Raw genomic sequence first — 19,824 nt, forward strand, 5'->3', positions numbered from 1 at the left:
CGTTTTAAAGGTCAAGCAGCCAACTGTGCTGCGGGTCGTTGTGGAAATGCCAGGCGCGCTTGGGGCCGGCCATGACGTTCAGGTAATAAGACTCGTAGCCGTACGGCACACTGACCGGGTGATAGCCCTTGGGTACCACCACCAAGTCACTGTTTTCCACGGCCATGGCTTGGTCGATGCTGCGGTCGTCGGTGTAGACCCGCTGGAACACAAAACCCTGGGGCGGGTTGATCTGGTGGTAGTAGGTCTCTTCCAGAAAGCTTTGGTGCGGCAGATCGTCGGTGTCGTGCTTGTGCGGCGGGTAGCTCGACGAATGACCCGACGGCGTGCGTACTTCTACCACCAGCAGCGAATGGGCCGGCGAGGTGTCGGGCAGGATGTCGCACACGTAACGGGTGTTGGCGCCTTTGCCACGTACGCTGCGCTTGCAGTCTTGCGGGCGGATCAGGCGCGGTTCGTAACCGCCGGCACCGGGAGCAGCGCAGACGGCAATTTGTACGTCGCTCAAGGCGGTGACCTGGGCATCGGTGCCCGGCGGCAAGTAGGCGGCGAACGGGGACTTTTCCTCGAACACTGACTGGCGATCACCAAGGTTCTGCCAGTTGAAGCCCTCGCCGTCGATATTCACCCGACCGCTGAGCAGCACCAGGCACAGCTCTTTATCGCCGGCGCTGACCGGCAGGGTTTCACCGAGACTCAGACGGTAGGCTTTGAACCCTACGTATTCCAGACGCCCCTCTTCCAAGGCAACCATGGTTTGCCCGCGTTTGTTGCTTTTGACCAACAGACTCATTGTCCAACCCTCTCAGTGAGAAGAGCACGCAAGGTGTCATAGCCCTTTTTCGCGTAGATATAACTGGGCGCCACCGCCGGATCCTGCTCGGCCTCCACCACCAGCCAACCTTCGTATTTGGCGGCCAGCAGCACATCGAGCAACTCGGCAAAATCGATATCGCCATCGCCGGGCACAGTGAAAGTGCCGTTGACGATGCAGTCGGGGAAGCTCCACATCTGGTTGCGCGCCAGCTGCACCACCGGTTTGCGCACGTCCTTGAAATGCACGTGGCACACGCGGTCAATGTGTTTGCGCAGCACGTCGAGGGGTTCGCCGCCGCCCATGTAGCAGTGGCCCGAATCGAACAGCAGGCCGACTTCCGGCCCGGTGCGGCGCATCAACTCGTCGATGTCTTGCGGGGATTCGACGTACGCGCCCATATGGTGGTGGTACGCCAGTCGCACACCTTGGGACAAGGTAAAACGCGCTAACTCAGTGAGCTTGTCGGCGTATTCCTGCCAGGCCAGTTCGCTATGAAAGCGCGGGCGTTCGATCAGGCGAATGCGCGAGCCCTGGATCGAATCGGCCACCTCGCCGTACACCAGCACCTTGGCGCCGTTTTGTTTCAGCAGTTCGACGTGGCCGGCAATGGCTTCGATTTCTTCAGCCACCGAGCGGCGCGCCAGACGGCTGGAATACCAGCCGGAGACCAGCGCCAAGTCATAGGGGCGCAATACGTCGCCGACGCCCTTGGCATCCTTGGGGAATTTGCCGTTAAGTTCGAAACCTTCGTAGCCGATTTCCTTACCTTCGCTCAGGGCAGTGCTCAGCGGAGTTTCACCGCCGAGGGCCGGAAGGTCGTCGTTACTCCAGGAGATCGGGTTGATGCCAATTCGGATTGCGGGCATGGCTGCACCTTTATTATTTTCAGGTATCACTGAGATCTGCTTTCTGCTTTATGTGGGAGGGGCTTGCCCCCGATAGCGGTAGTTCAGTTACAGAAGTGTTGTCTGACACTCAGCCATCGGGGGCAAGTCGAATCGTCGCACCGCCCCTCCCACATTGGATTGCATTTCAAATTAGGAACTGGGTTTAGCCTCGGGCACTGCGCCAGGCGTTGATCAATTGCTCAAAGGTCGCCTGTACCTGCTGAATCAACGTCTCATCATCAATCTCCCCCGCCATCCACAAACGGCTCGGTTCCTGGAAGATCGTACGGCCCACGGCAAACCCACGGCAGGTGGTGCTTTGGCTGGCTTGCTGGAAGCCGTCAGCGAGAAACTCAGCCGAGGCATTCAAGCCCAACAACACCACGCCACGGCAGTACGGGTCACGCTCCTGGATCAGCTCGTCGAGCTTTTTCCAGTCCTCGGCCGACTGCGCCTCGATTTTCCACCACGCCGGGTAGATGCCCAGGTTGTACAGGCGCTTGAGGCTGCGGTAGAGCGCGTCCGGGTAGGTGGACGGGTGATCCTTGGGCGGGATGACTTCCAGCAGCAATTCATGGCCGCTGACCAGGGACGCCTCGTACACCGCCTTGAGCTGGGCTTCCTGTTCCAGGCGCAGCAAGGGTTCGTCATCCGGGTGGAATTGCACCAGGCACTTGATGATCTGTTCCTGAGGCCAGGCAATCAGGTTGCTGCCAATCGAACGGCCATGCTCGAAGGCCAAGGGCCGCGAGTTCTGCACTTCCACCGGGCGGGCGATCCACCAGCCACGACCGCTGGCGGCGTTGAGCGCGTCCTGACCAAAACGCTGGTCGGCCAACAACCCCACATCGGCGGCAACGCCCTGCTCGGCGAGCTTTTTTTCCACGCGTTCGATGGCCTGGATAAACAGCTGCTTGATATCGCTGATGCGTGCCGGATCCTGGCCGCCTCTTTGCGCCAGGTCGACCAATTGCCAGCGGTGGTCGAAGGCGAAAATAAACAGTTGCTTCCATTGCTTGCGCGGCACGCTGACACGGTGCAGACGTTGCAGGGTCACGTCCTGGTCCGGCCGAGTGATCGGCACCGGGCTGTTGAACAGGTAATCAAGCTCGGCTGGCGTCGGCATGGCCGGAGCGCAAGCGTGGCGCGAGACCACCAGGCCGCCACAGGCATTGGCCAGTTGGCTGCAACGTTCGTCGCTGGCGTCATTGATCCAGCCGCTGAGAAAGCCCGACATAAATGCATCGCCGGCGCCCAGCACATTGAGCACTTCCACACGCACGCCAGGGTAGATCGCGCCGTCTTCCAAGCGCGCAGGAATCGCACCGTGGATGACCGTGCACCCCCTGCGGCCCGAGCTTGACCACCAGCGTGGCAGGCGTAAGTTCGCGCACGGTGCGCAGCGCGGTGAGCAGGTCTTCGCTGCCGCCGGCGATCAGGAATTCTTCTTCGGTGCCGACGATCAGGTCGAAACGCGGCAGGATTTTCTGCACATGCTGGCTGACATTCTGGTCCGCGACAAAACGCGTCTCGCCATCTGCCTTGCCTGCCAGGCCCCACAGCACAGGGCGGTAGTCGATATCCAACACGCGCTTGACGTTGTGCTTGGCCGCATAGTCCAGCGCTTGGATGCTGGCCTTGTACACACCGTCGGTGGAGAAATGCGTGCCGGTAATCAGCAGCGCTTTGCTGGAGGCAATAAAGGCTTCGCTGATGTCTTCGGCGCGCAGGGCCATGTCGGCGCAGTTTTCGCGGTAGAACACCAACGGGAAGGTTTCGCGGTCCTTGAGGCCCAGCAGCACCAGGGCAGTGAGTCGTTCCGGGTCGACCTTGATGCCGCTGACATCACAGCCTTCGCGGGCCAGGGATTCCACCAGGAAGCGACCCATATGATCGTCACCCACGCGGCTCAGCATCGCCGACTTAAGGCCTAACCGCGCAGTGCCGAAGGCGATGTTGGCGGAGGAACCGCCGAGGTATTTGGCGAAGCTGGACACGTCCTCAAGCCGCGCACCTACTTGCTGTGCGTAGAGGTCGACGCCCAGGCGCCCGAGGCAAATCAGATCCAATTGACGCCCACTGGCAAAACGAGTCTGGCCCATGCTGGCTCCTGTTATTTTTATCAGCCTGCGTGGTGCCGCCGTGGTGACGGCTCACGCTCTTGGTGAGAGCAGACTAGAACGTTCAGCGGGCTCAATCAATATTTATTCCAGAATTATTTTTAGTGGAATATTTTTTCCAATAAGCCAGCATAATGGCACCCTAGCCCGCGTGCATCGTTTCAGCAGCCCACCGGGGCCGTGATGCCGGGGTATTTTTTTGCGCCTACCCTGTAGACTTGCGCCACCCATCAGCGCATCAGACGAACACGCCAGAAGGATTGCCCATGTCCCGCACCGATCCCGAGACCACCCTGGAAGCCCCTCTCGCCAGCCCTCCGGTCAATGCCGAACGCCTGTTGCAGCTGATCACCGACGAATATGAAAGCCTGCCTCGGCAACTCAAGCGCATTGCCAGCTACATGAGCCAACAGAGCGACCGCATCATGGTCGACCGCATCAGCGACATCGCCCGCGAATGCGAAGTGCATCCCTCGGCGATCGTGCGGTTTTCCCAGCGTTTCGGCTTCAGTGGGTTCAGTGAAATGCAGGCACTGTTTCGCGAGGCCTACACCCACAAGACCACGCCGGTACAGAACTACCAGCAGCGCATTCGCAGCATGATTGCCAACAAATCCCAGAAGGCCAGCGGCGGCGACCTGGCGCGCGAATGCGTCAACGCCACGCTGTCGGGTATTGAGCGTCTGGGGCTGGAGTTGGATGACGTCGCGTTCGACAAGGCCGTGGACCTGGTGGTCAATGCCGACAATATCTACGTGGTGGGTGTTCGCCGTTCGTTCGCGGTGGCCGATTACTTGGTCTACAACCTGCAGCACACTAACAAGCGTATCCATCTGATCTCGGGTCTGGGCGGCAGCTACCGCGAGCAGATGCGCAGCGTGCGCGCCAATGATCTGGTGATCGCCATCAGCTTCACGCCCTACGGCAAAGAGACCCAGCACTGCCTGCGCATTGCGCAACACCACCAGGCAAAGACCCTGATCATCACCGACAGCAACCTGTCGCCCCTGGCCAAGCGGGCGAACGCAGTGTTGTTGGTGAATGAAGGTTCGTCGTTTGCCTTCCGCTCATTGAGCGCGACCCTCTGCCTGTGCCAGGCGCTGTTTATTGCGGTGGCGTATCGGTTGGAGTTGAAGGTGGACGAAATTCACGAGCAAGTCGGGTTCGACGACTGACTATCAAACACCGCAAAGCAAATGTGGGAGGGGCTTGCCCCCGATGGCGTTGGAACAGTCGATGTTGCTGTCGACTGACACTTCGCTATCGGGAGCAAGCCCCCTCCCACAATGGACCGAGCGGGGTCCGGATCAGTGCATGAAAATCGCGATCAGGATGATCACCGGGATCGGCACGCCGAGGAACCAAAGCAGTAATGAGCGCATGTTGTTCTCCTTGAATTAACGAACGTAGTTTTCGGTTTCGACGTACACCACGGCATCGCGACGACGACCACCAAAGGTCGCAGCGAAGCTGGCAAAGAACGCACCGATCAACAGGGCAACAAAGGTCCAAAGCGAGGTGTAAGCGGCGACCTTGGCGGCGGTATCAGCAGCCTGTTTGGCTTTGAGCTTGGCGTCTTCGACGGCTTTACGGGCATCGCCGTAAACCTTGTCGATACGCGCTTCGGCGTCGGCCTGGCTGAGGTTGGTGCGCTGGCTGATCAACTGGGCCAGGTAGGCACGGTCTTCAGCGGCCAGTTGGCCGTCGTTGCTCAGGGTGCGGGTGAAGATGCGAGCGACTACGCCGTGGGCCGCGTCATCGCTGACGGCAACTGGGCGGTCATCGCGAAATAGGCTGTCGACGTAATAATCGAAGTCGCCGCCGTTCACGCCTTTAGCCGCACTGCCCGCCGCTTGAGTGATTCCGCTGGCAGCACCCGCCGCCACGCTGGCACCGGCTTTGACGCCACCGCTGACAACACTGCTGACCGAACCGACCACCAGCACTGCGGTAACCAACGTGGCTACCGCCCAGGCCAGGAAGCCATGGGCTGTGTCGCGAAAGTACACCTCGTCGCCATGCATCCCGGCCCACTTCACACGTAACCGGCCGGCGATATAGCCACCCAAGCCGGACGCAACGATCTGGGTAAACGCCAGCCAGACAATGGTGGAAATGCCAAGCCCCTTGGCACTGATACCGCTATCGGCCCACGGCGACACCGCCGAAAAGCCCAGGCCGAAACCCAGCAGTACCAAAATCAGCGACAGCGCAGCTGCCGCCGCGGCCCCTGCAAAAATAGCCCCCCAGGAAACCCCGGAGAGCGTGCTCGACTCTTGCAGCGTGGATGAGGATGTGATCATTGTTGTTTTGCTCCCGGCAGGAAAAATAGTGTTACAAGTCTCAAAAGGGACAGTGCAGGCACCATGCCAGCCGGCAATAAAATTAAAATCCTTAAAATTCAACACGTTAACTCGATTGAACTTAACCGAACCATGCAAGTTGCAAGATAGGGCTTTCACCAGCGGGCGTTATGCAAGCCCTGCCCAACTTTATGAGCGCCAACCGTGGAAACAGGGTGAGCTTCAGAAACATGAAGTTTTATTTAGGAAGCGTTCAGCCATTTCTTGGCAAAATGCCGCACTTCTAGTGTGAATCGCTCACCAGGTAATCCTATGACCCGCATTTTGACCATCGAGGATGACGCCGTAACGGCCCGCGAGATCGTCGCCGAGCTGAGTAGCCATGGACTGGACGTAGATTGGGTGGACAACGGCCGCGAAGGCCTGGTCCGCGCCGTGAGTGGTGATTACGATCTGATCACCCTCGACCGCATGCTGCCCGAACTCGATGGCCTGGCCATCGTCACCACCCTGCGCACCATTGGGGTGTCGACGCCGATCCTGATGATCAGCGCCCTCTCGGATGTCGACGAACGCGTACGCGGCCTGCGCGCCGGGGGTGATGACTACCTGACCAAGCCGTTCGCCTCCGATGAAATGGCCGCCCGCGTCGAAGTGCTGCTGCGCCGCAAAAGCACGGTCAAGGAGTTCGAAACCGCCCTGCGCGTGGCCGACCTGGAACTCAACCTGATCAGCCGCGAAGCCAGTCGCGCCGATCAGCCCCTGAGCCTGTTGCCCACCGAATACAAACTGCTGGAATTTTTGATGCGCAACACCGGGCAGATCCTGTCGCGGATGATGATCTTCGAGGAAGTCTGGGGCTATCACTTTGACCCAGGCACCAACCTGATCGACGTGCACATCGGCCGCCTGCGCAAGAAAATCGATCCACCGGGCCTCACGCCGCTGATCCGCACGGTACGAGGTTCCGGTTATGTCATTGCTGAACCCCTCTAAGGGCTGGCGTTCTTCCAGTAGCCGTCTGCTGGCGCTGTACAGTTCGCTGTTCGTGGCCTGGAGTTGCATCCTCATGGGGGTGCTGTATTACGAAGTCTCCGGTTACCTGAGCGACCTCTCGCGCCACTCGCTGATGCAGCGCCAGCACCTGTTCCAGCGTTTCGACGGTGAAGAACTGGTGGAAGCGCTGACCACCAGCATGACCTTCGACATGAAAGGCGTGGACGCCTACGGCCTGTTCGACGAACAATTTCGACCCTTGAGCGGGCCGATCCGCGCGATACCACCCGACTTGCCCCTGGACGGCAAGATCCACACCCTGACCAATTGCGTCGACTCCGACGATCCCAAACTGCCCAAGGACAGCTGCGACGCCGTCGCCACCCACACCGACGAAGGCCGCTGGCTGGTGCTGGTGCGCGCCAACGGTTCGCTGTTTGGTGTGACGCGGATCATCTGGCATGCATTGCTGTGGGCATTGTCCCTGACGATCATCCCCGGCGCTGCCGGCTGGCATTTGCTGCGCCGCCGTCCGTTACGGCGGATTCGCGGGATCCAGGCCAGCGCCGAAGCCATCGTCGCCGGCGACCTCACGCACCGCTTGCCATTGTCCAACCGCCGTGACGAACTGGACATGCTCGCGGCCATCGTCAACGCCATGCTCGACCGCATCGAGAAGCTGATGAACGAGGTCAAGGGTGTGTGCGACAACATTGCCCACGACCTGCGCACCCCGCTCACTCGCCTGCGCGCGCAGTTGTACCGCATCAAGCAGCAGGCCGAAGCCGAGTCGGCGCATGCGTTGCAACTGGACGACGCCATCGCTGAAACCGACACCCTGATGGCGCGCTTTCGCGGGCTATTGCGTATCTCGGAGCTTGAAGACCACCAGCGCCGCTCAGGCTTTCTCGTGATGGACCCACTGCCGCTGCTGCGCGAGTTGCACGACTTCTACCTGCCCCTGGCCGAAGAAGGCGAGCTGCATCTGGTGCTCGACACCCCGGAATCCTTACCGTGGATCACCGGCGACCGCGCACTGCTGTTCGAAGCCCTGGCCAACCTGCTGAGCAACTCAATCAAATTCTCCCCTGCGGGAGGCGAAGTGATTTTGCGCGCGGTCAACGATGGCGGCAGCACGCGCATCGAAGTGCACGACTCCGGACCGGGCATACCGGCGGCAGAACGCAAAGCAGTGTTCCAACGGTTTTATCGCGTGGATGAGAGCGACCAACAAGGTGGGTTCGGGTTGGGCTTGTCGATTGTGGCGGCGATCATCAACTTGCATGGGTTCAAGTTGGAAGTTGGCAGCAGTGCAAGCGGGGGCGCGCGTTTGGTATTGGAGTGCCGCCAACAGCTTATGCCCGAATAGCCTTAACCGAGTGAATGTGCGTGTTGTGGTGCGCCATTCATTATTCTGCTGTACCCGTTATCTTGCTGTACCAGCTATCCCGTGGTGCCAGTTGTCTGCGGTGACAGTTGTCTGTGGTACCAGTTGCCTGTAGTGACAGTTATCTGTGGTGACAGTTGTCTGTAGTGACAGTTATCTGTGGTGACAGTTGTCTGTAGTGACAGTTATCTGTGGTGACAGTTGTCTGTAGTGCCAGTTATCCGTGGTGAGCGGGCTTGCCCCGCGCTGGGTGGCGAAGCCGCCCCAAACCAGGCGACCCGTTGCTGCTTGACACTGCGCGGTGCGCTTATTGGGGGCCGCTTCGCAGCCCGGCGCGGGGCAAGCCCGCTCACTACAGAAGCCCGCTCATGAGGTCAGAAATTCGCCCGCAGCGCCTCAACACCACCCTTGTAAACCCCGGCAAATTGTAGTGCCAGTTGTCTGTGATGACAGTTATCTATGGCGACAGTTATCTGTGGTGACAGTTGTCTGTAGTGCCAGTTATCTGTGGTGAGCGGGCTTGCCCCGCGCTGGGTGGCGAAGCCGCCCCAAACCAGGCGACCCGGACGCTGCCTGATACTACGCGGTGCGCTTATTGGGGGCCGCTTCGCAGCCCGGCGCGGGGCAAGCCCGCTCACTACAGAAGCCCGCTCATGAGGTCAGAAATTCGCCCGCAGCGCCTCAACCCCGCCCTTGTAAACCCCGGCAAATTGGAGTGCCAGTTGTCTGTGATGACAGTTATCTATGGCGACAGTTGTCTGTAGTGACAGTTATCTGTGGTGAGCGGGCTTGCCCCGCGCTGGGTGGCGAAGCCGCCCCAAACCAGGCGACCCGTTGCTGCTTGACACTACGCGGTGCGCTTATTGGGGCCGCTTCGCAGCCCGGCGCGGGGCAAGCCCGCTCACTACAGAAGCGCGCTCATGAGGTCAGAAATTCGCCCGCAGCGCCTCAACCCCACCCTTGTAAACCCCGGTAAATTGGAATGCCAGTTGTCTGTGGTGAAAGTTGTCAGTGATGACAGTTGTCTGTGGTGAGCGGGCTTGCCCCGCGCTGGGTGGCGAAGCCGCCCCAAACCAGGCGACCCGGACGCTGCCTGATACTACGCGGTGCGCTTATTGGGGCCGCTTCGCAGCCCGGCGCGGGACAAGCCCGCTCACTACAGAAGCCCGCTCATGAAGTCAGAAATTCGCCCGCAGCGCCTCAACACCACCCTTGTAAACCCCGGCAAATTGGAGTGCCAGTTGTCTGTGATGACAGTTATCTATGGCGACAGTTATCTGTGGTGACAGTTGTCTGTAGTGCCAGTTATCCGTGGTGAGCGGGCTTGCCCCGCGCTGGGTGGCGAAGCCGCCCCAAACCAGGCGACCCGGGCGCTGCCTGATACTACGCGGTGCGCTTATTGGGGCCGCTTCGCAGCCCGGCGCGGGGCAAGCCCGCTCACTACAGAAGCGCGCTCATGAGGTCAGAAATTCGCCCGCAGTGCCTCAACCCCACCCTTGTAAACCCCGGTAAATTGGAATGCCAGTTGTCTGTGGTGAAAGTTGTCAGTGATGACAGTTGTCTGTGGTGAGCGGGCTTGCCCCGCGCTGGGTGGCGAAGCCGCCCCAAACCAGGCGACCCGGACGCTGCCTGATACTACGCGGTGCGCTTATTGGGGCCGCTTCGCAGCCCGGCGCGGGACAAGCCCGCTCACTACAGAAGCCCGCTCATGAAGTCAGAAATTCGCCCGCAGCGCCTCAACACCGCCCTTGTAAACCCCGGCAAATAACTCTTCGACCGCAGCATCCGTGGTGCCCGCCGCCGGCGTGAATACGCCCGACCAGGTTACCTTCGCCGACGATTCGCTCAGCGCTTCAACCTGCAACGTCGCCAGGTACGCAGTCACAGGAAATGACGATTCCTCGATGGTGTAGCTGTAGGTGCGCGCCACGTTATCAAAGGTCTGCAAACGTTCTACGATCACACCACCGTCGCCAGTGGTCAGGTGACGCAAGCGGCCGCCTTCGCCTGGCTCGCTCTTGGCGATCAGCGGCAACCAGTCCGGCAGGCTGTTGAAGCCGCCAACCAATTGCCAGACCGTGTCGGCCGATACCGGGATTTCAATCACTGCTGATGCTGTTGCCACGGTAAATCTCCAAGTCGTAAGAAAACGTCGTCCAGACTGCCACGCCACGCGCCTCAATGCATCAACTCCCTCAAGCCGCGGCGAACACAACACCTTTAGGCGTTCTTGCTGAAATCTAATCCCTAAGCCGGCTTCCACCGTTGCGGGTGAGGTGAAAGAACCATTCTCGATAACTTGTAAAACCGCGCCGTAATGCCTAGCTTATGCGCCCCCCCGCCCTGCGCTTTAAGGCCCTGCCCCCATGGTTTTGCGTTTTCGTCCCGTCGTTAGTTCACGTTTCGCCCTCGGCCTGTTGCTCAGCGGCGGTATTGGCAACAGCCTCGCGGCAGAGATCGAACTGCCGGCCGTGAAGGTTCAGGGCCAGGATGAGTCCGGTTATCGCGCCGATACCGCCTCGGTCGGCGGCTTCACTGAAGCACCGCTGCTGGAAACCCCGGCGTCGATCAGCGTGTTCAACGCCGACCTGATCAAGGACCAGCAAGCGCGACTGCTCAGTGAGGTGCTGCGCAACGACGCCTCGGTAGGCGACAGCTATGCGCCCATCGGCTACTACGAAAACTTCGTGGTGCGTGGCTTCTCGCTGAATGCGGCAAGCAGTTACAAGATCAACGGGCGCACCATCACCGGCGAACAGAACGTGGCCCTGGAAAACAAGCAACAGGTCGAAGTGCTCAAGGGCCTGGCCGGCCTGCAAAGCGGGATTTCCGAGCCCAGCGGCGTGATCAACTACGTGACCAAGCGCCCTGAGGATGTGCGTTCGGTAACGGTGTCCACCGATGACCGCGGCAGCGGCTATATCGCCACCGACGTCGGCGGCTGGTTTGGCAGCGAGCAGCAATTCGGGCTGCGCGCCAACGTCGCCCATGAAGACCTCAATTCCTACGTGGAGCATGCCAACGGCCAGCGCGACTTTGTGTCCCTGGCCTTCGACTGGAACATCAGCCCCGACGCGGTGCTGCAACTGGACGCGGAATACCAGAACAAGCAACAACGCTCGGTACCGGGCTACCAGTTGCTGGGCGGCACTGAGGTGCCCCACGACGCCTCGCCGAAAAAACTGCTGGGCCACCAGAGCGGCTCCAAGCAAGTCGGCATCGACTCGTTGAACCTCAACGGCAGGTTTGAATACCGCTTCAGCGACCAGTGGAAAGCCAGCGTCAGCGCCGCGCGCAGCAAGGTAGTGATCGATGATTACAGCTCGTTCGCCTGGGGTTGCTATGGCTCGACCAGTTGCACCTCAAGCGTGCCGAACACCTTCAGCCCCGAGGGAAACTACGACGTCTACGACTACCGCAGCCCCGACGACACCCGCCGCGACGACGAAGTGCAGGCGGCCATGACCGGGTTGTTCGACACCGCAGGCATCGGCCATGAGCTGACCTTTGGCACCAGCGCGTTCCGTCGGGTGATCGACAAGCGCAACCCGGTCAACGAGTACATCGGCACCAGCAACATCGACGAAGACACGCCAACGTTCACCCCCACCGACAAACCGCTGAATCCAAGCCACCGCAACCTCGACAGCCGCCAATACGGCGTGTTCGTCACCGACCGCATCCGTTTCAATGAGCAATGGCAAACCATCCTCGGTGGCCGCGAAGTGCGCCTGGATGAAAAATCCTTCGACGCTGTCAGCGGCGACCAGACACGCGATACCCAGCAATACGTGTTCCTGCCCCAGGCTTCGCTGATCTACACACCCATTGAAAACCTCTCGCTGTACACCAGCTACAGCAAGGGCCTGTCCCTGGGCGGCACCGCGCCGTGGTTCGCCACCAACGCTGCTGAAACCCTGGCACCCACCACCTCACGCCAGATCGAAGCCGGGGTGAAATACGACTGGCGCCGCATCAGCTTCGCCGCTGCCGTGTTCCAGACCCGCCAGGCCTACCAGTACGCCAAGCCCGGTGCTGCCGGCGACTTCACCTATGTGCAGCAGGGCGAGCAGAAAAACACCGGATTAGAACTCTCGGCCAACGGCTGGGCCACTGAACGCCTGCAAATCTCCACCAGCGTGGCGGCGATTCGCGCACGGGTGACCAGCAGCGGCACGCCGCAATACGAAGCGCATCAGGCGATCAACGTGCCGAAGCTGCGCGCCAGTGTCTACGCCGACTATGCGTTGCCGTGGGTGAATGGATTGGCGGTGCTCGGCGGCGTGCAATACAGCGCCAAGAAGTACGCCAACCGCAGCGGCAATGTGGAGGTGGGAGATTATGCGGTGGTCAACGTCGGCAGCCGCTACACCACCAAGGTCGACGGCTACGAGACGGTGTTCCGCCTGAGCGTCGACAACCTGTTCGACAAGCGCTACTGGCGCGACGCGGGTGAGTACATGGGCGATGACTATCTGTTCCAAGGCGCGCCACTGACGGCGCGCCTGAGTGCCTCAGTCAACTTCTGACGCTTACTTGGGCATCTTGCGAAAACCCACCGCCAGACGGTTCCAGCTGTTGATCGTCGCGATCGCCACGCTCAGGTCGATCTGCTCTTGGGCGCTGAATTCAGCGGCCAGCGCGTTGAAGTCTTCGTCCGGGGCGTGGGTCTGGCTGATCAGCGTCAGGCTTTCAGCCCAGGCCAGCGCCGCACGTTCACGGGGGGTGAAGAACGGCGTTTCACGCCAGGCTGACAGGGTGTACAGGCGACGCTCGGTTTCGCCGCCCTTGCGGGCATCGGCGGTGTGCATGTCCAGGCAGAAGGCGCAGCCGTTGATCTGCGACACACGCAGGCGGATCAATTCCAGCAACGGCAACTCGATGGAGAGTTTGCCGACCGCCGCTTCAAGGGCAAGCATGGCTTTCATGGCGTCCGGGGAAGCGGTGTAGAAGTCGGTACGGGATTGCATGGTGAAACTCCAGAACGGTGGGATTGGTGGCTAGGTTAGTCACCGTCGCGGCCGTCAGGAATATCCAATTCCGGGGAAGATCAGGTAGCCAATGCATCAGCCCGGCAACGGAATCACCCGCAACGGCCGCACCGACTTATAAGAAAAACTCGAATAGATCTCTTTGACGCACGGCAGCGTCTGCAACACCTCCCGCGCAAACTCGCCAAACGACTCCAAATCCTTGGCGACCACTTCGAGCAAAAAGTCATAGCGCCCCGATACGTTATGACAGGCCACGATTTCCGGAATCTCCAACAACCGCTGCTCAAACGCCCGGGCGATATCCTGGGTGTGGCTTTCCATCATGATGCTGACAAACGCCGTCACCCCATACCCCAGCGCCTTGGGCGAAAGAATCGCCTGGTAACCGCTGATCACCCCGCTCTCCTCCAAGTGACGGACCCGACGCCAGCACGGTGACGTGGTCAGTGACACGCGTTCGGCGAGTTCGGCCACGGTTAAACGGGCATTGCCTTGCAGGGCGTTCAATAACGCTTTGTCGGTGCGGTCCAAGGTGACGGGCATGATTTGCCTCTGTTCATTATTTTTAGGGTTTTTTCATCCCTTAACGCGGGATTTGTCGGCAAAGTTTGGAAAATTCAGCCTTGGTTATGAGCATAGCATTGTAGGAAATAAGGAGCGCCCGACATGAACAATAAACATAATGCATTCGGCTTTTCTACCCGCGCCATCCACCACGGCTACGACCCCAAGGACCACCACGGCGCGCTCGTGCCGCCGACCTACCTGTCGGCCACGTTTGCGTTTCCCACTGCCGAATACGGCGCCGCCTGTTTTGCCGGCGAAGCCGACGGCCACTTCTATACACGCATTTCCAACCCGACTCTGGCGCTGCTGGAATCGCGCATGGCCACCCTGGAAAACGGCGAGGCGGCAGTGGCGTTCAGCTCCGGCATGGGCGCAATTGCCGCGACGTTCTGGACCCTGCTGCGGCCAGGCGATGAGGTGATCGTCAGCCAGACCCTCTACGGCTGCACCTTCGCCCTGCTGCATCACGGTATCGGCGAGTTCGGCATCAAGGTGCGCCATGTGGACCTCACCGACCTGGCCGCCCTGCGAGCGGCGCTCAGCCCTGCCACTCGTATGATCTACTGTGAAACCCCGGCCAACCCCACCCTGCAATTGGTGGATATCGCGGCCGTTGCCGCCCTCGCCCATCAACAGCCAAATGTGACGGTGGTGATCGACAACACCTACTGCACGCCGTACCTGCAACGCCCGCTGGAACTGGGTGCCGATGTGGTGGTGCACTCGGCCACCAAGTACCTCAGCGGCCACGGCGACATCACCGCCGGCATCGCCGTCAGCAACCTGGCCACGGCCCAGCGCATTCGCCTGCAAGGCCTCAAGGACCTGACCGGCGCAGTGATGTCGCCCCAGGATGCGTCGCTGCTGATGCGCGGGCTCAAGACCCTGGCCCTGCGCATGGACCGCCACTGCAGCAACGCCCAGGCCGTGGCCGAAGCGTTGCAGGCGCACCCGGCGGTGGATTGGGTCACGTATCCGGGGCTGCCCTCTTTCCCGCAATACGAACTGGCGGCGCGGCAAATGAGCCAGTCGGGCGGCATGATTGCTTTCGAGCTCAAAGGCGGGATCGATAGCGGTCGGCGCTTCATGAATGCCCTCAAGCTGTTCACCCGCGCGGTCAGCCTCGGCGACGCTGAATCCCTGGCCCAGCATCCGGCGAGCATGACTCATTCCACCTACACCCCGGAACAGCGCGCGCACCACGGCATCAGCGAAGGCCTGGTGCGTTTATCGGTCGGGCTTGAGGACGTTGCCGACCTGCTGGCGGATGTGCAACAAGCACTGGCCACATGCACGCGCGCCTTGCCGCGCCGAACGCTGATGGCGGCGCATGCGGTGAGATGAGTTTGTTTTGCCCTGACGGCGGTCGGACAGGTCCGGCCGCCGTTGGCCGTGCTTAATCTGGTTTTTTCCCAATTGGATCCCCATCCCGCCGCCAGGCTGTACTAGCATACGTCCTGCACTCGACATTCATGGACGAACTGATGAACTCAAACCTGTTCCCACATATAGGCAAGGTCATCGCCAGCACCGGCAGTCGCCATTTCCCACGCATGCTGCATGACCTGATTCTCACCCAACTGGCAGTGGACGCCACCCATATCACCCAAATGCGCGTGAGCCCCGAAGGGCACACCCGCCGCAAGATCAGCCCGGTCTACACCGATTCGGTGGCGGCCCTGGGCGAAGCACAACCCGCCGCACAACTGCACCTCACACGCCGCAAAGACGACGTGCGCTACGTGCTGTCGGTGTACCGCTCGCACCAGTCCGAAAGCTTTTCGCTTCAGGAGCGCAGCATGCTGCAGGACTTCTCCACCCTGCTGCTGCCGATGGTGGAAAAACACATCGCCGCGATCCAGCCCTGCCGCCAGGACAGCGATCCGAGGGAGCCGCAAAACCAGGGCATCGACACCCTGCGCCGACGCATTGAAGAACGCCTGGTGCAATCGGGCCTGACCCTGTCCAACCGCGAGCTGGAAGTGTGTGTGGGCCTGCTGGCCGGGCGGACGGCGCCGGAGTTGGCGGAGCAACTGGCATTGAAGGTCAACACGATTGAAAGCTACCTCAAGCGGGCGGCGATCAAACTGGGGATCAGCGGACGGCATTCGTTGTTGCGCTGGATGTATTCCACGGACGACGTCACCAGTTAACCGGTGGGAGGGGCTTGCCCCCGATAGCGGTGTGTCAGCCATAGATGCATCAACTGACAGTCCCTCATCGGGGGCAAGCCCCCTCCCACACTTGATCTTCACCGGCCAACAGAAATCAGTCCCTGGCCAATGCCTCAATCGGGTCCAGCCGCGCCGCGTTCCGCGCTGGCACAAAGCCGAACACAATGCCGATCAGCGTCGAACAGGCGAAGGCTGTGACGATTGAGCCGACCGAAAACACCATTTCCCATTCCTTCACAAACAGCGAAAACAGAAACCCCAGCGCGTAGGACAGCGAGATACCAATCAAGCCGCCGATGAGGCACACCATCACCGCTTCCACTAAAAACTGCTGACGAATGTCCGACTGCCGCGCGCCCACTGCCATGCGAATACCGATCTCACGAGTACGCTCGGTGACCGACACCAGCATGATATTCATCACGCCAATCCCCCCCACCAGCAATGAAATCACTGCGATCAACGACAACAGCAGCGCCAGGGAGCGGCTGGTTTTCTGCACCGTCTGCATGATGCTGTCGAGGTTGTTGGTGAAAAAATCCTTGGTGCCGTGGCGTTGCAGCATGAGCTTGTTGACGTTGTCTTCCACCACCTTGCTCGGCTGGCCGTCCTTGATGCGCACGGTGATGCTGTCCAAATGGCGCTGGCCTAAAAGACGCCCCGCCGCGGTTTCGTAAGGCACCCACACGTTGAGCGCCTTGCTGGCGGCGAACATGTTTTTGTTGTCGGCCGTCACGCCAATCACTGTGCACGGCAGGTTGCCCACCAGGATCACCTGGCCCAACGGGTCCACGTTCGGCCCGAACAGACGGTGCCGGGTGTTGTGGTCGATCACCACCACCTGGGCCTGGCGCCGTGCATCGCTTTCGCTGAAGGCAATACCGGCTTCAAGCTTCAGCCCCTTGACCTTGAAGTAGCGGTCGCTGACGCCATTGACTTGGGCATCCAGATCAATATTGCCGTAGCGCAGCAACAGGCTGCGGCCCACCACCGGCGTGGCACTGTCCACGTAGTACAACTGGTTCAGCGCGTCCACATCCGACGGCATCAGGGTTTCGATGGCCGAGGCGCGGCTGTCGCCGAAACTGGTGCCGGAAAAGATATCGATGGTGTTGCTGCCAATCGCCTGGATGTCCTTGAGCACATAGCGCTTGGCGCCTTCGCCGATGGCCGAGATCGACACCACCGAGGTGATGCCGATGACAATGCCGAGCATGGTCAGCAAGGTGCGCATGCGATGGGACACCAGCGCGACCCAGGCCATGTTGAACGCTTCCTTGAACAACCCAAGGCTCGCCACCAACCGCCGTGCGCCGCTGCGCCGGGGCTCTATCGGCGCCTCGGCAGGCGCGTCCAATCCACTGCGGGTGTTGGCCTTGTCACTGATGATCTCGCCGTCACAGACCTCGACAATACGCTGGGCATTCGCCGCCACCTTGGGATCGTGCGTGACGATAATCACCGTGTGCCCGGCCGCGTGCAGCTCGGCGAGGATACGCATCACCTCCTTGCCGCTGTGGGTGTCGAGGGCGCCGGTGGGTTCGTCGGCGAGGATCACTTCACCGCCATTCATCAAGGCTCGGGCGATACTCACCCGTTGCTGCTGCCCGCCCGACAACTGGCTGGGACGGTGGGTGGTGTGGCTGGCCAGCCCCAGGCGTTCGAGCAACTCCCGTGCGCGACTGTGGCGTTGAGTCTGTGGGGTGCCCGCGTAAATCGCCGGCATTTCCACGTTGTGCAAAGCACTGAGGTGCGCCAGCAAGTGGTAGCGCTGGAAGATGAACCCGAAATAATCGCGGCGCAGTTCCGCCAGTTGTTCATCACCCAACGAACGGGTTTCGATGCCATTGATCTTGTAACTGCCGGCAGTGGCGTAATCCAGGCCGCCAAGGATATTCATTAAGGTGGATTTACCGGAACCGGACGCGCCGATAATCGCGATCATTTCCCCGGCCTGAATCGTCAGGTCGATACCCTTGAGCGCAATGAACTCACGCTCGCCGGCCATGAAACTGCGGGTGATGCCCTTGAGTTCCAACAGTGGCTGGCTCATCCGTCAATTCCCCGCCACAGCAGGTGACGCATCACCGATCACCACTTTATCGCCCTCGGCCAGGCCCTCCAGGATCTGCACCTTGACGTTGTTGTTGATGCCGGTTTTTACATCACGGGACACCGCCTTGCCCTTGGCATCCAGCACCCGCAGCGCGTAACTGCCGTCCTTATTGCGCGCCCCGAGCGCCGCCACCGGCACCATCAACGCGGCCTGGGCGGTGTCGAGCACGATACGCACCTGGGCGGTCATGGCGATGCGCAGGCGATGGTCGGGGTTGGGCACATCGAACAACGCGTTGTAGAACACCGCCGTGTTCTGCTTGGGCGTGCCGGCGGTCTGGGTTTCAAGGAAGTTCTGCGGTGCCGGCTCGGTGCCGCGCAGCTTGGCGTAGTAGCGTTTGTCGGCTTCACCGAGGATGGTGAAATACACCTGCTGGCCGGGGCTGATATGAATCACATCCGCCTCCGACACCTGGGCCTTGACCGTCATGGTGTCCAGGTCCGCCAACTTGAGCAGCACCGGCGCCAGTTGGCTGGCGATCACCGTCTGGCCTTCTTGGGTGACGATGCCCACCACATCGCCGTCGATGGGCGCATTGATGCGGGTGTAATCCAGGTTGATCTTGGCGGTGTCGATCTGGATATGTGCGCTTTTGATCTGCGCATCCAGGGCCAACAGATTGGCCTGCTGCACCTGGAAGGTCGATTCGGCATCTTCAAAGTCCTGGCGCGATACCGACTCGTCATCCTGCAAGCCTTTGTAGCGTTCATACACCGACTTGGCCTGCTTGAGCTGAGCCGCCGTGGCCCTGCGCTGGGCCTGGAGATTTTCCTCATCCACTTGGGCTTTGCGCAGGGTGTTTTGCAGGATCAACGGGTCGATTTCGGCGAGCCATTGGCCCTTTTTTACCTTGTCGCCCACTTTGACCTTGAGTGACTTTAACTGGCCGGAGACTTGGGCGCCGACGTCGACTTGTTTGATGCCTTCGAGTAGACCGGTGGCCAGGACGGCGTTTTCGATGTCGCCGCGTTCGGCGGTGGCGGTGAGGTACAGCGGTGCGTCGGCCGGGGCCTGGACGGTGTAGATGATTAGGCTGATGGCTACGGCCAGTACGGTGAATATGCCGATTTTGCGGAATTTAGAGTTTTGCATAGATGACCATAGAAAGTGGTTTGGCCCGGCCTATTGGGTTGGGCTTTTTTTGATTGGGTACATATCCGTTTCTGCAGGAATGGATATGCACACCGAAAGATCGCTATCGAGGGCAAGCCCCCTCCCACCTGTGAAAGCAGTTCGACTCAATAAACCGGTCGGCTCTAAGGCCGCCGCGCTCTTGCTTGTGATCCGCGGTCGCCCCGTAAAACCACGCTGGCCGAACGCAGGTTTTGGAGCGGCGGCCCACGTTCCAAAGCCGGAGTGAGGGCACGCCGAGCCTAGGCGAGGTGCCGAGTGGTGGGGCGAAGGCCTTTTGGTTACTTTTGGCTGGGCCGGCATTCCGGCCTTTCCAAAAGTGACCCGCTGTA

Annotated in this window: 15 protein-coding genes and 1 pseudogene; 7 read left to right on the forward strand and 9 right to left on the reverse strand. The window is 60.5% G+C overall.

Going from position 1 to position 19,824, the window contains the following annotated elements:
• Positions 1-4: 4 nt before the first annotated feature.
• From iolB to AB4N82_RS28120, 3 genes and pseudogenes are all read right to left on the reverse strand, one after another.
• Entirely contained in the window at positions 5-793 is a 789-nt protein-coding gene (gene iolB, locus AB4N82_RS28110; RefSeq protein ID WP_122681417.1) for a 5-deoxy-glucuronate isomerase, read from the reverse strand.
• A complete protein-coding gene (iolE, locus tag AB4N82_RS28115) occupies positions 790-1,683 on the reverse strand; it encodes a myo-inosose-2 dehydratase (protein ID WP_122764325.1) in 894 nt (297 codons plus the stop codon). Before iolE ends, iolB begins: the two co-directional genes overlap by 4 nt.
• Before the next feature lie 184 nt (positions 1,684-1,867).
• A pseudogene (locus AB4N82_RS28120) lies at positions 1,868-3,806 on the reverse strand (bifunctional 5-dehydro-2-deoxygluconokinase/5-dehydro-2-deoxyphosphogluconate aldolase).
• Between AB4N82_RS28120 and AB4N82_RS28125 the strand changes: the two are divergent.
• Both AB4N82_RS28125 and AB4N82_RS28130 read left to right on the forward strand, forming a co-directional pair.
• A complete protein-coding gene (locus AB4N82_RS28125) occupies positions 3,805-4,008 on the forward strand; it encodes a hypothetical protein (RefSeq protein WP_143499427.1) in 204 nt (67 codons plus the stop codon). The pseudogene AB4N82_RS28120 and the gene AB4N82_RS28125 sit on opposite strands and share 2 nt — an antisense overlap.
• Positions 4,009-4,090: 82 nt before the next feature.
• Positions 4,091-4,999, forward strand: a complete 909-nt coding sequence (locus AB4N82_RS28130; protein WP_032885775.1) for a MurR/RpiR family transcriptional regulator — start codon at positions 4,091-4,093, stop codon at positions 4,997-4,999.
• A gap of 222 nt (positions 5,000-5,221) precedes the next feature.
• Here the strand turns inward: AB4N82_RS28130 and AB4N82_RS28135 are convergent, their stop codons facing one another.
• Complete coding sequence (locus tag AB4N82_RS28135) at positions 5,222-6,127, reverse strand: hypothetical protein (RefSeq protein WP_032885773.1); 906 nt, start codon at positions 6,125-6,127, stop codon at positions 5,222-5,224.
• Between the two features lie 312 nt (positions 6,128-6,439).
• On the opposite strand from AB4N82_RS28135, the gene AB4N82_RS28140 reads away from it, so the two are divergent.
• Positions 6,440-7,123 carry a response regulator transcription factor gene (locus AB4N82_RS28140; protein ID WP_010564812.1) on the forward strand — a complete coding sequence of 228 codons (684 nt, stop codon included), beginning with the start codon at positions 6,440-6,442 and terminating at the stop codon, positions 7,121-7,123.
• Entirely contained in the window at positions 7,101-8,492 is a 1,392-nt protein-coding gene (locus AB4N82_RS28145) for a sensor histidine kinase (protein ID WP_032885772.1), read from the forward strand. The genes AB4N82_RS28140 and AB4N82_RS28145 overlap by 23 nt, the downstream gene beginning before the upstream one ends.
• 1,732 nt (positions 8,493-10,224) lie before the next feature.
• Here the strand turns inward: AB4N82_RS28145 and AB4N82_RS28150 are convergent.
• Positions 10,225-10,635, reverse strand: coding sequence for an SRPBCC family protein (locus AB4N82_RS28150; RefSeq protein WP_032885770.1), 411 nt, complete (start codon positions 10,633-10,635; stop codon positions 10,225-10,227).
• Between the two features lie 241 nt (positions 10,636-10,876).
• On the opposite strand from AB4N82_RS28150, the gene AB4N82_RS28155 reads away from it, so the two are divergent.
• Positions 10,877-13,039, forward strand: a complete 2,163-nt coding sequence (locus tag AB4N82_RS28155; RefSeq protein ID WP_122763620.1) for a TonB-dependent siderophore receptor — start codon at positions 10,877-10,879, stop codon at positions 13,037-13,039.
• A 3-nt stretch (positions 13,040-13,042) separates the two neighbouring features.
• On the opposite strand, the gene AB4N82_RS28160 is transcribed toward AB4N82_RS28155, so the two are convergent.
• Together AB4N82_RS28160 and AB4N82_RS28165 are read right to left on the reverse strand one after the other, a co-directional pair.
• Positions 13,043-13,480 (reverse strand): carboxymuconolactone decarboxylase family protein, encoded by a 438-nt coding sequence (locus tag AB4N82_RS28160; protein ID WP_095185955.1) that lies wholly within the window; start codon positions 13,478-13,480, stop codon positions 13,043-13,045.
• A gap of 96 nt (positions 13,481-13,576) precedes the next feature.
• Positions 13,577-14,047: an Lrp/AsnC family transcriptional regulator gene (locus tag AB4N82_RS28165; protein ID WP_032885766.1), complete on the reverse strand. Its 471-nt coding sequence runs from the start codon at positions 14,045-14,047 to the stop codon at positions 13,577-13,579.
• A 123-nt stretch (positions 14,048-14,170) separates the two neighbouring features.
• On the opposite strand from AB4N82_RS28165, the gene AB4N82_RS28170 reads away from it, so the two are divergent.
• Positions 14,171-15,415 carry a methionine gamma-lyase gene (locus AB4N82_RS28170; RefSeq protein ID WP_122763621.1) on the forward strand — a complete coding sequence of 415 codons (1,245 nt, stop codon included), beginning with the start codon at positions 14,171-14,173 and terminating at the stop codon, positions 15,413-15,415.
• Between the two features lie 140 nt (positions 15,416-15,555).
• Positions 15,556-16,224: a response regulator transcription factor gene (locus AB4N82_RS28175; protein WP_460104001.1), complete on the forward strand. Its 669-nt coding sequence runs from the start codon at positions 15,556-15,558 to the stop codon at positions 16,222-16,224.
• A gap of 115 nt (positions 16,225-16,339) precedes the next feature.
• Here the strand turns inward: AB4N82_RS28175 and AB4N82_RS28180 are convergent, their stop codons facing one another.
• Complete coding sequence (locus AB4N82_RS28180; protein ID WP_032885760.1) at positions 16,340-18,298, reverse strand: MacB family efflux pump subunit; 1,959 nt, start codon at positions 18,296-18,298, stop codon at positions 16,340-16,342.
• A gap of 3 nt (positions 18,299-18,301) precedes the next feature.
• Complete coding sequence (gene macA / locus AB4N82_RS28185; protein WP_122681425.1) at positions 18,302-19,453, reverse strand: macrolide transporter subunit MacA; 1,152 nt, start codon at positions 19,451-19,453, stop codon at positions 18,302-18,304.
• Positions 19,454-19,824 lie beyond the last annotated feature (371 nt).

The organism is Pseudomonas sp. H1_D04 (assembly GCF_054683855.1).

Excerpts from the sequence above, each read along its gene's own strand:
- AB4N82_RS28125 (WP_143499427.1), top strand. The coding sequence starts at position 3,805 with ATGCTGGCTCCTGTTATTTTTATCAGCCTGCGTGGTGCCGCCGTGGTG.
- iolB (WP_122681417.1), bottom strand. The coding sequence starts at position 793 with ATGAGTCTGTTGGTCAAAAGCAACAAACGCGGGCAAACCATGGTTGCC.
- AB4N82_RS28175 (WP_460104001.1), top strand. The coding sequence starts at position 15,556 with ATGAACTCAAACCTGTTCCCACATATAGGCAAGGTCATCGCCAGCACC.
- iolE (WP_122764325.1), bottom strand. The coding sequence starts at position 1,683 with ATGCCCGCAATCCGAATTGGCATCAACCCGATCTCCTGGAGTAACGAC.
- AB4N82_RS28135 (WP_032885773.1), bottom strand. The coding sequence starts at position 6,127 with ATGATCACATCCTCATCCACGCTGCAAGAGTCGAGCACGCTCTCCGGG.
- AB4N82_RS28140 (WP_010564812.1), top strand. The coding sequence starts at position 6,440 with ATGACCCGCATTTTGACCATCGAGGATGACGCCGTAACGGCCCGCGAG.
- AB4N82_RS28165 (WP_032885766.1), bottom strand. The coding sequence starts at position 14,047 with ATGCCCGTCACCTTGGACCGCACCGACAAAGCGTTATTGAACGCCCTG.
- AB4N82_RS28145 (WP_032885772.1), top strand. The coding sequence starts at position 7,101 with ATGTCATTGCTGAACCCCTCTAAGGGCTGGCGTTCTTCCAGTAGCCGT.
- AB4N82_RS28155 (WP_122763620.1), top strand. The coding sequence starts at position 10,877 with ATGGTTTTGCGTTTTCGTCCCGTCGTTAGTTCACGTTTCGCCCTCGGC.
- AB4N82_RS28170 (WP_122763621.1), top strand. The coding sequence starts at position 14,171 with ATGAACAATAAACATAATGCATTCGGCTTTTCTACCCGCGCCATCCAC.
- AB4N82_RS28130 (WP_032885775.1), top strand. The coding sequence starts at position 4,091 with ATGTCCCGCACCGATCCCGAGACCACCCTGGAAGCCCCTCTCGCCAGC.
- AB4N82_RS28180 (WP_032885760.1), bottom strand. The coding sequence starts at position 18,298 with ATGAGCCAGCCACTGTTGGAACTCAAGGGCATCACCCGCAGTTTCATG.
- AB4N82_RS28160 (WP_095185955.1), bottom strand. The coding sequence starts at position 13,480 with ATGCAATCCCGTACCGACTTCTACACCGCTTCCCCGGACGCCATGAAA.
- macA (WP_122681425.1), bottom strand. The coding sequence starts at position 19,453 with ATGCAAAACTCTAAATTCCGCAAAATCGGCATATTCACCGTACTGGCC.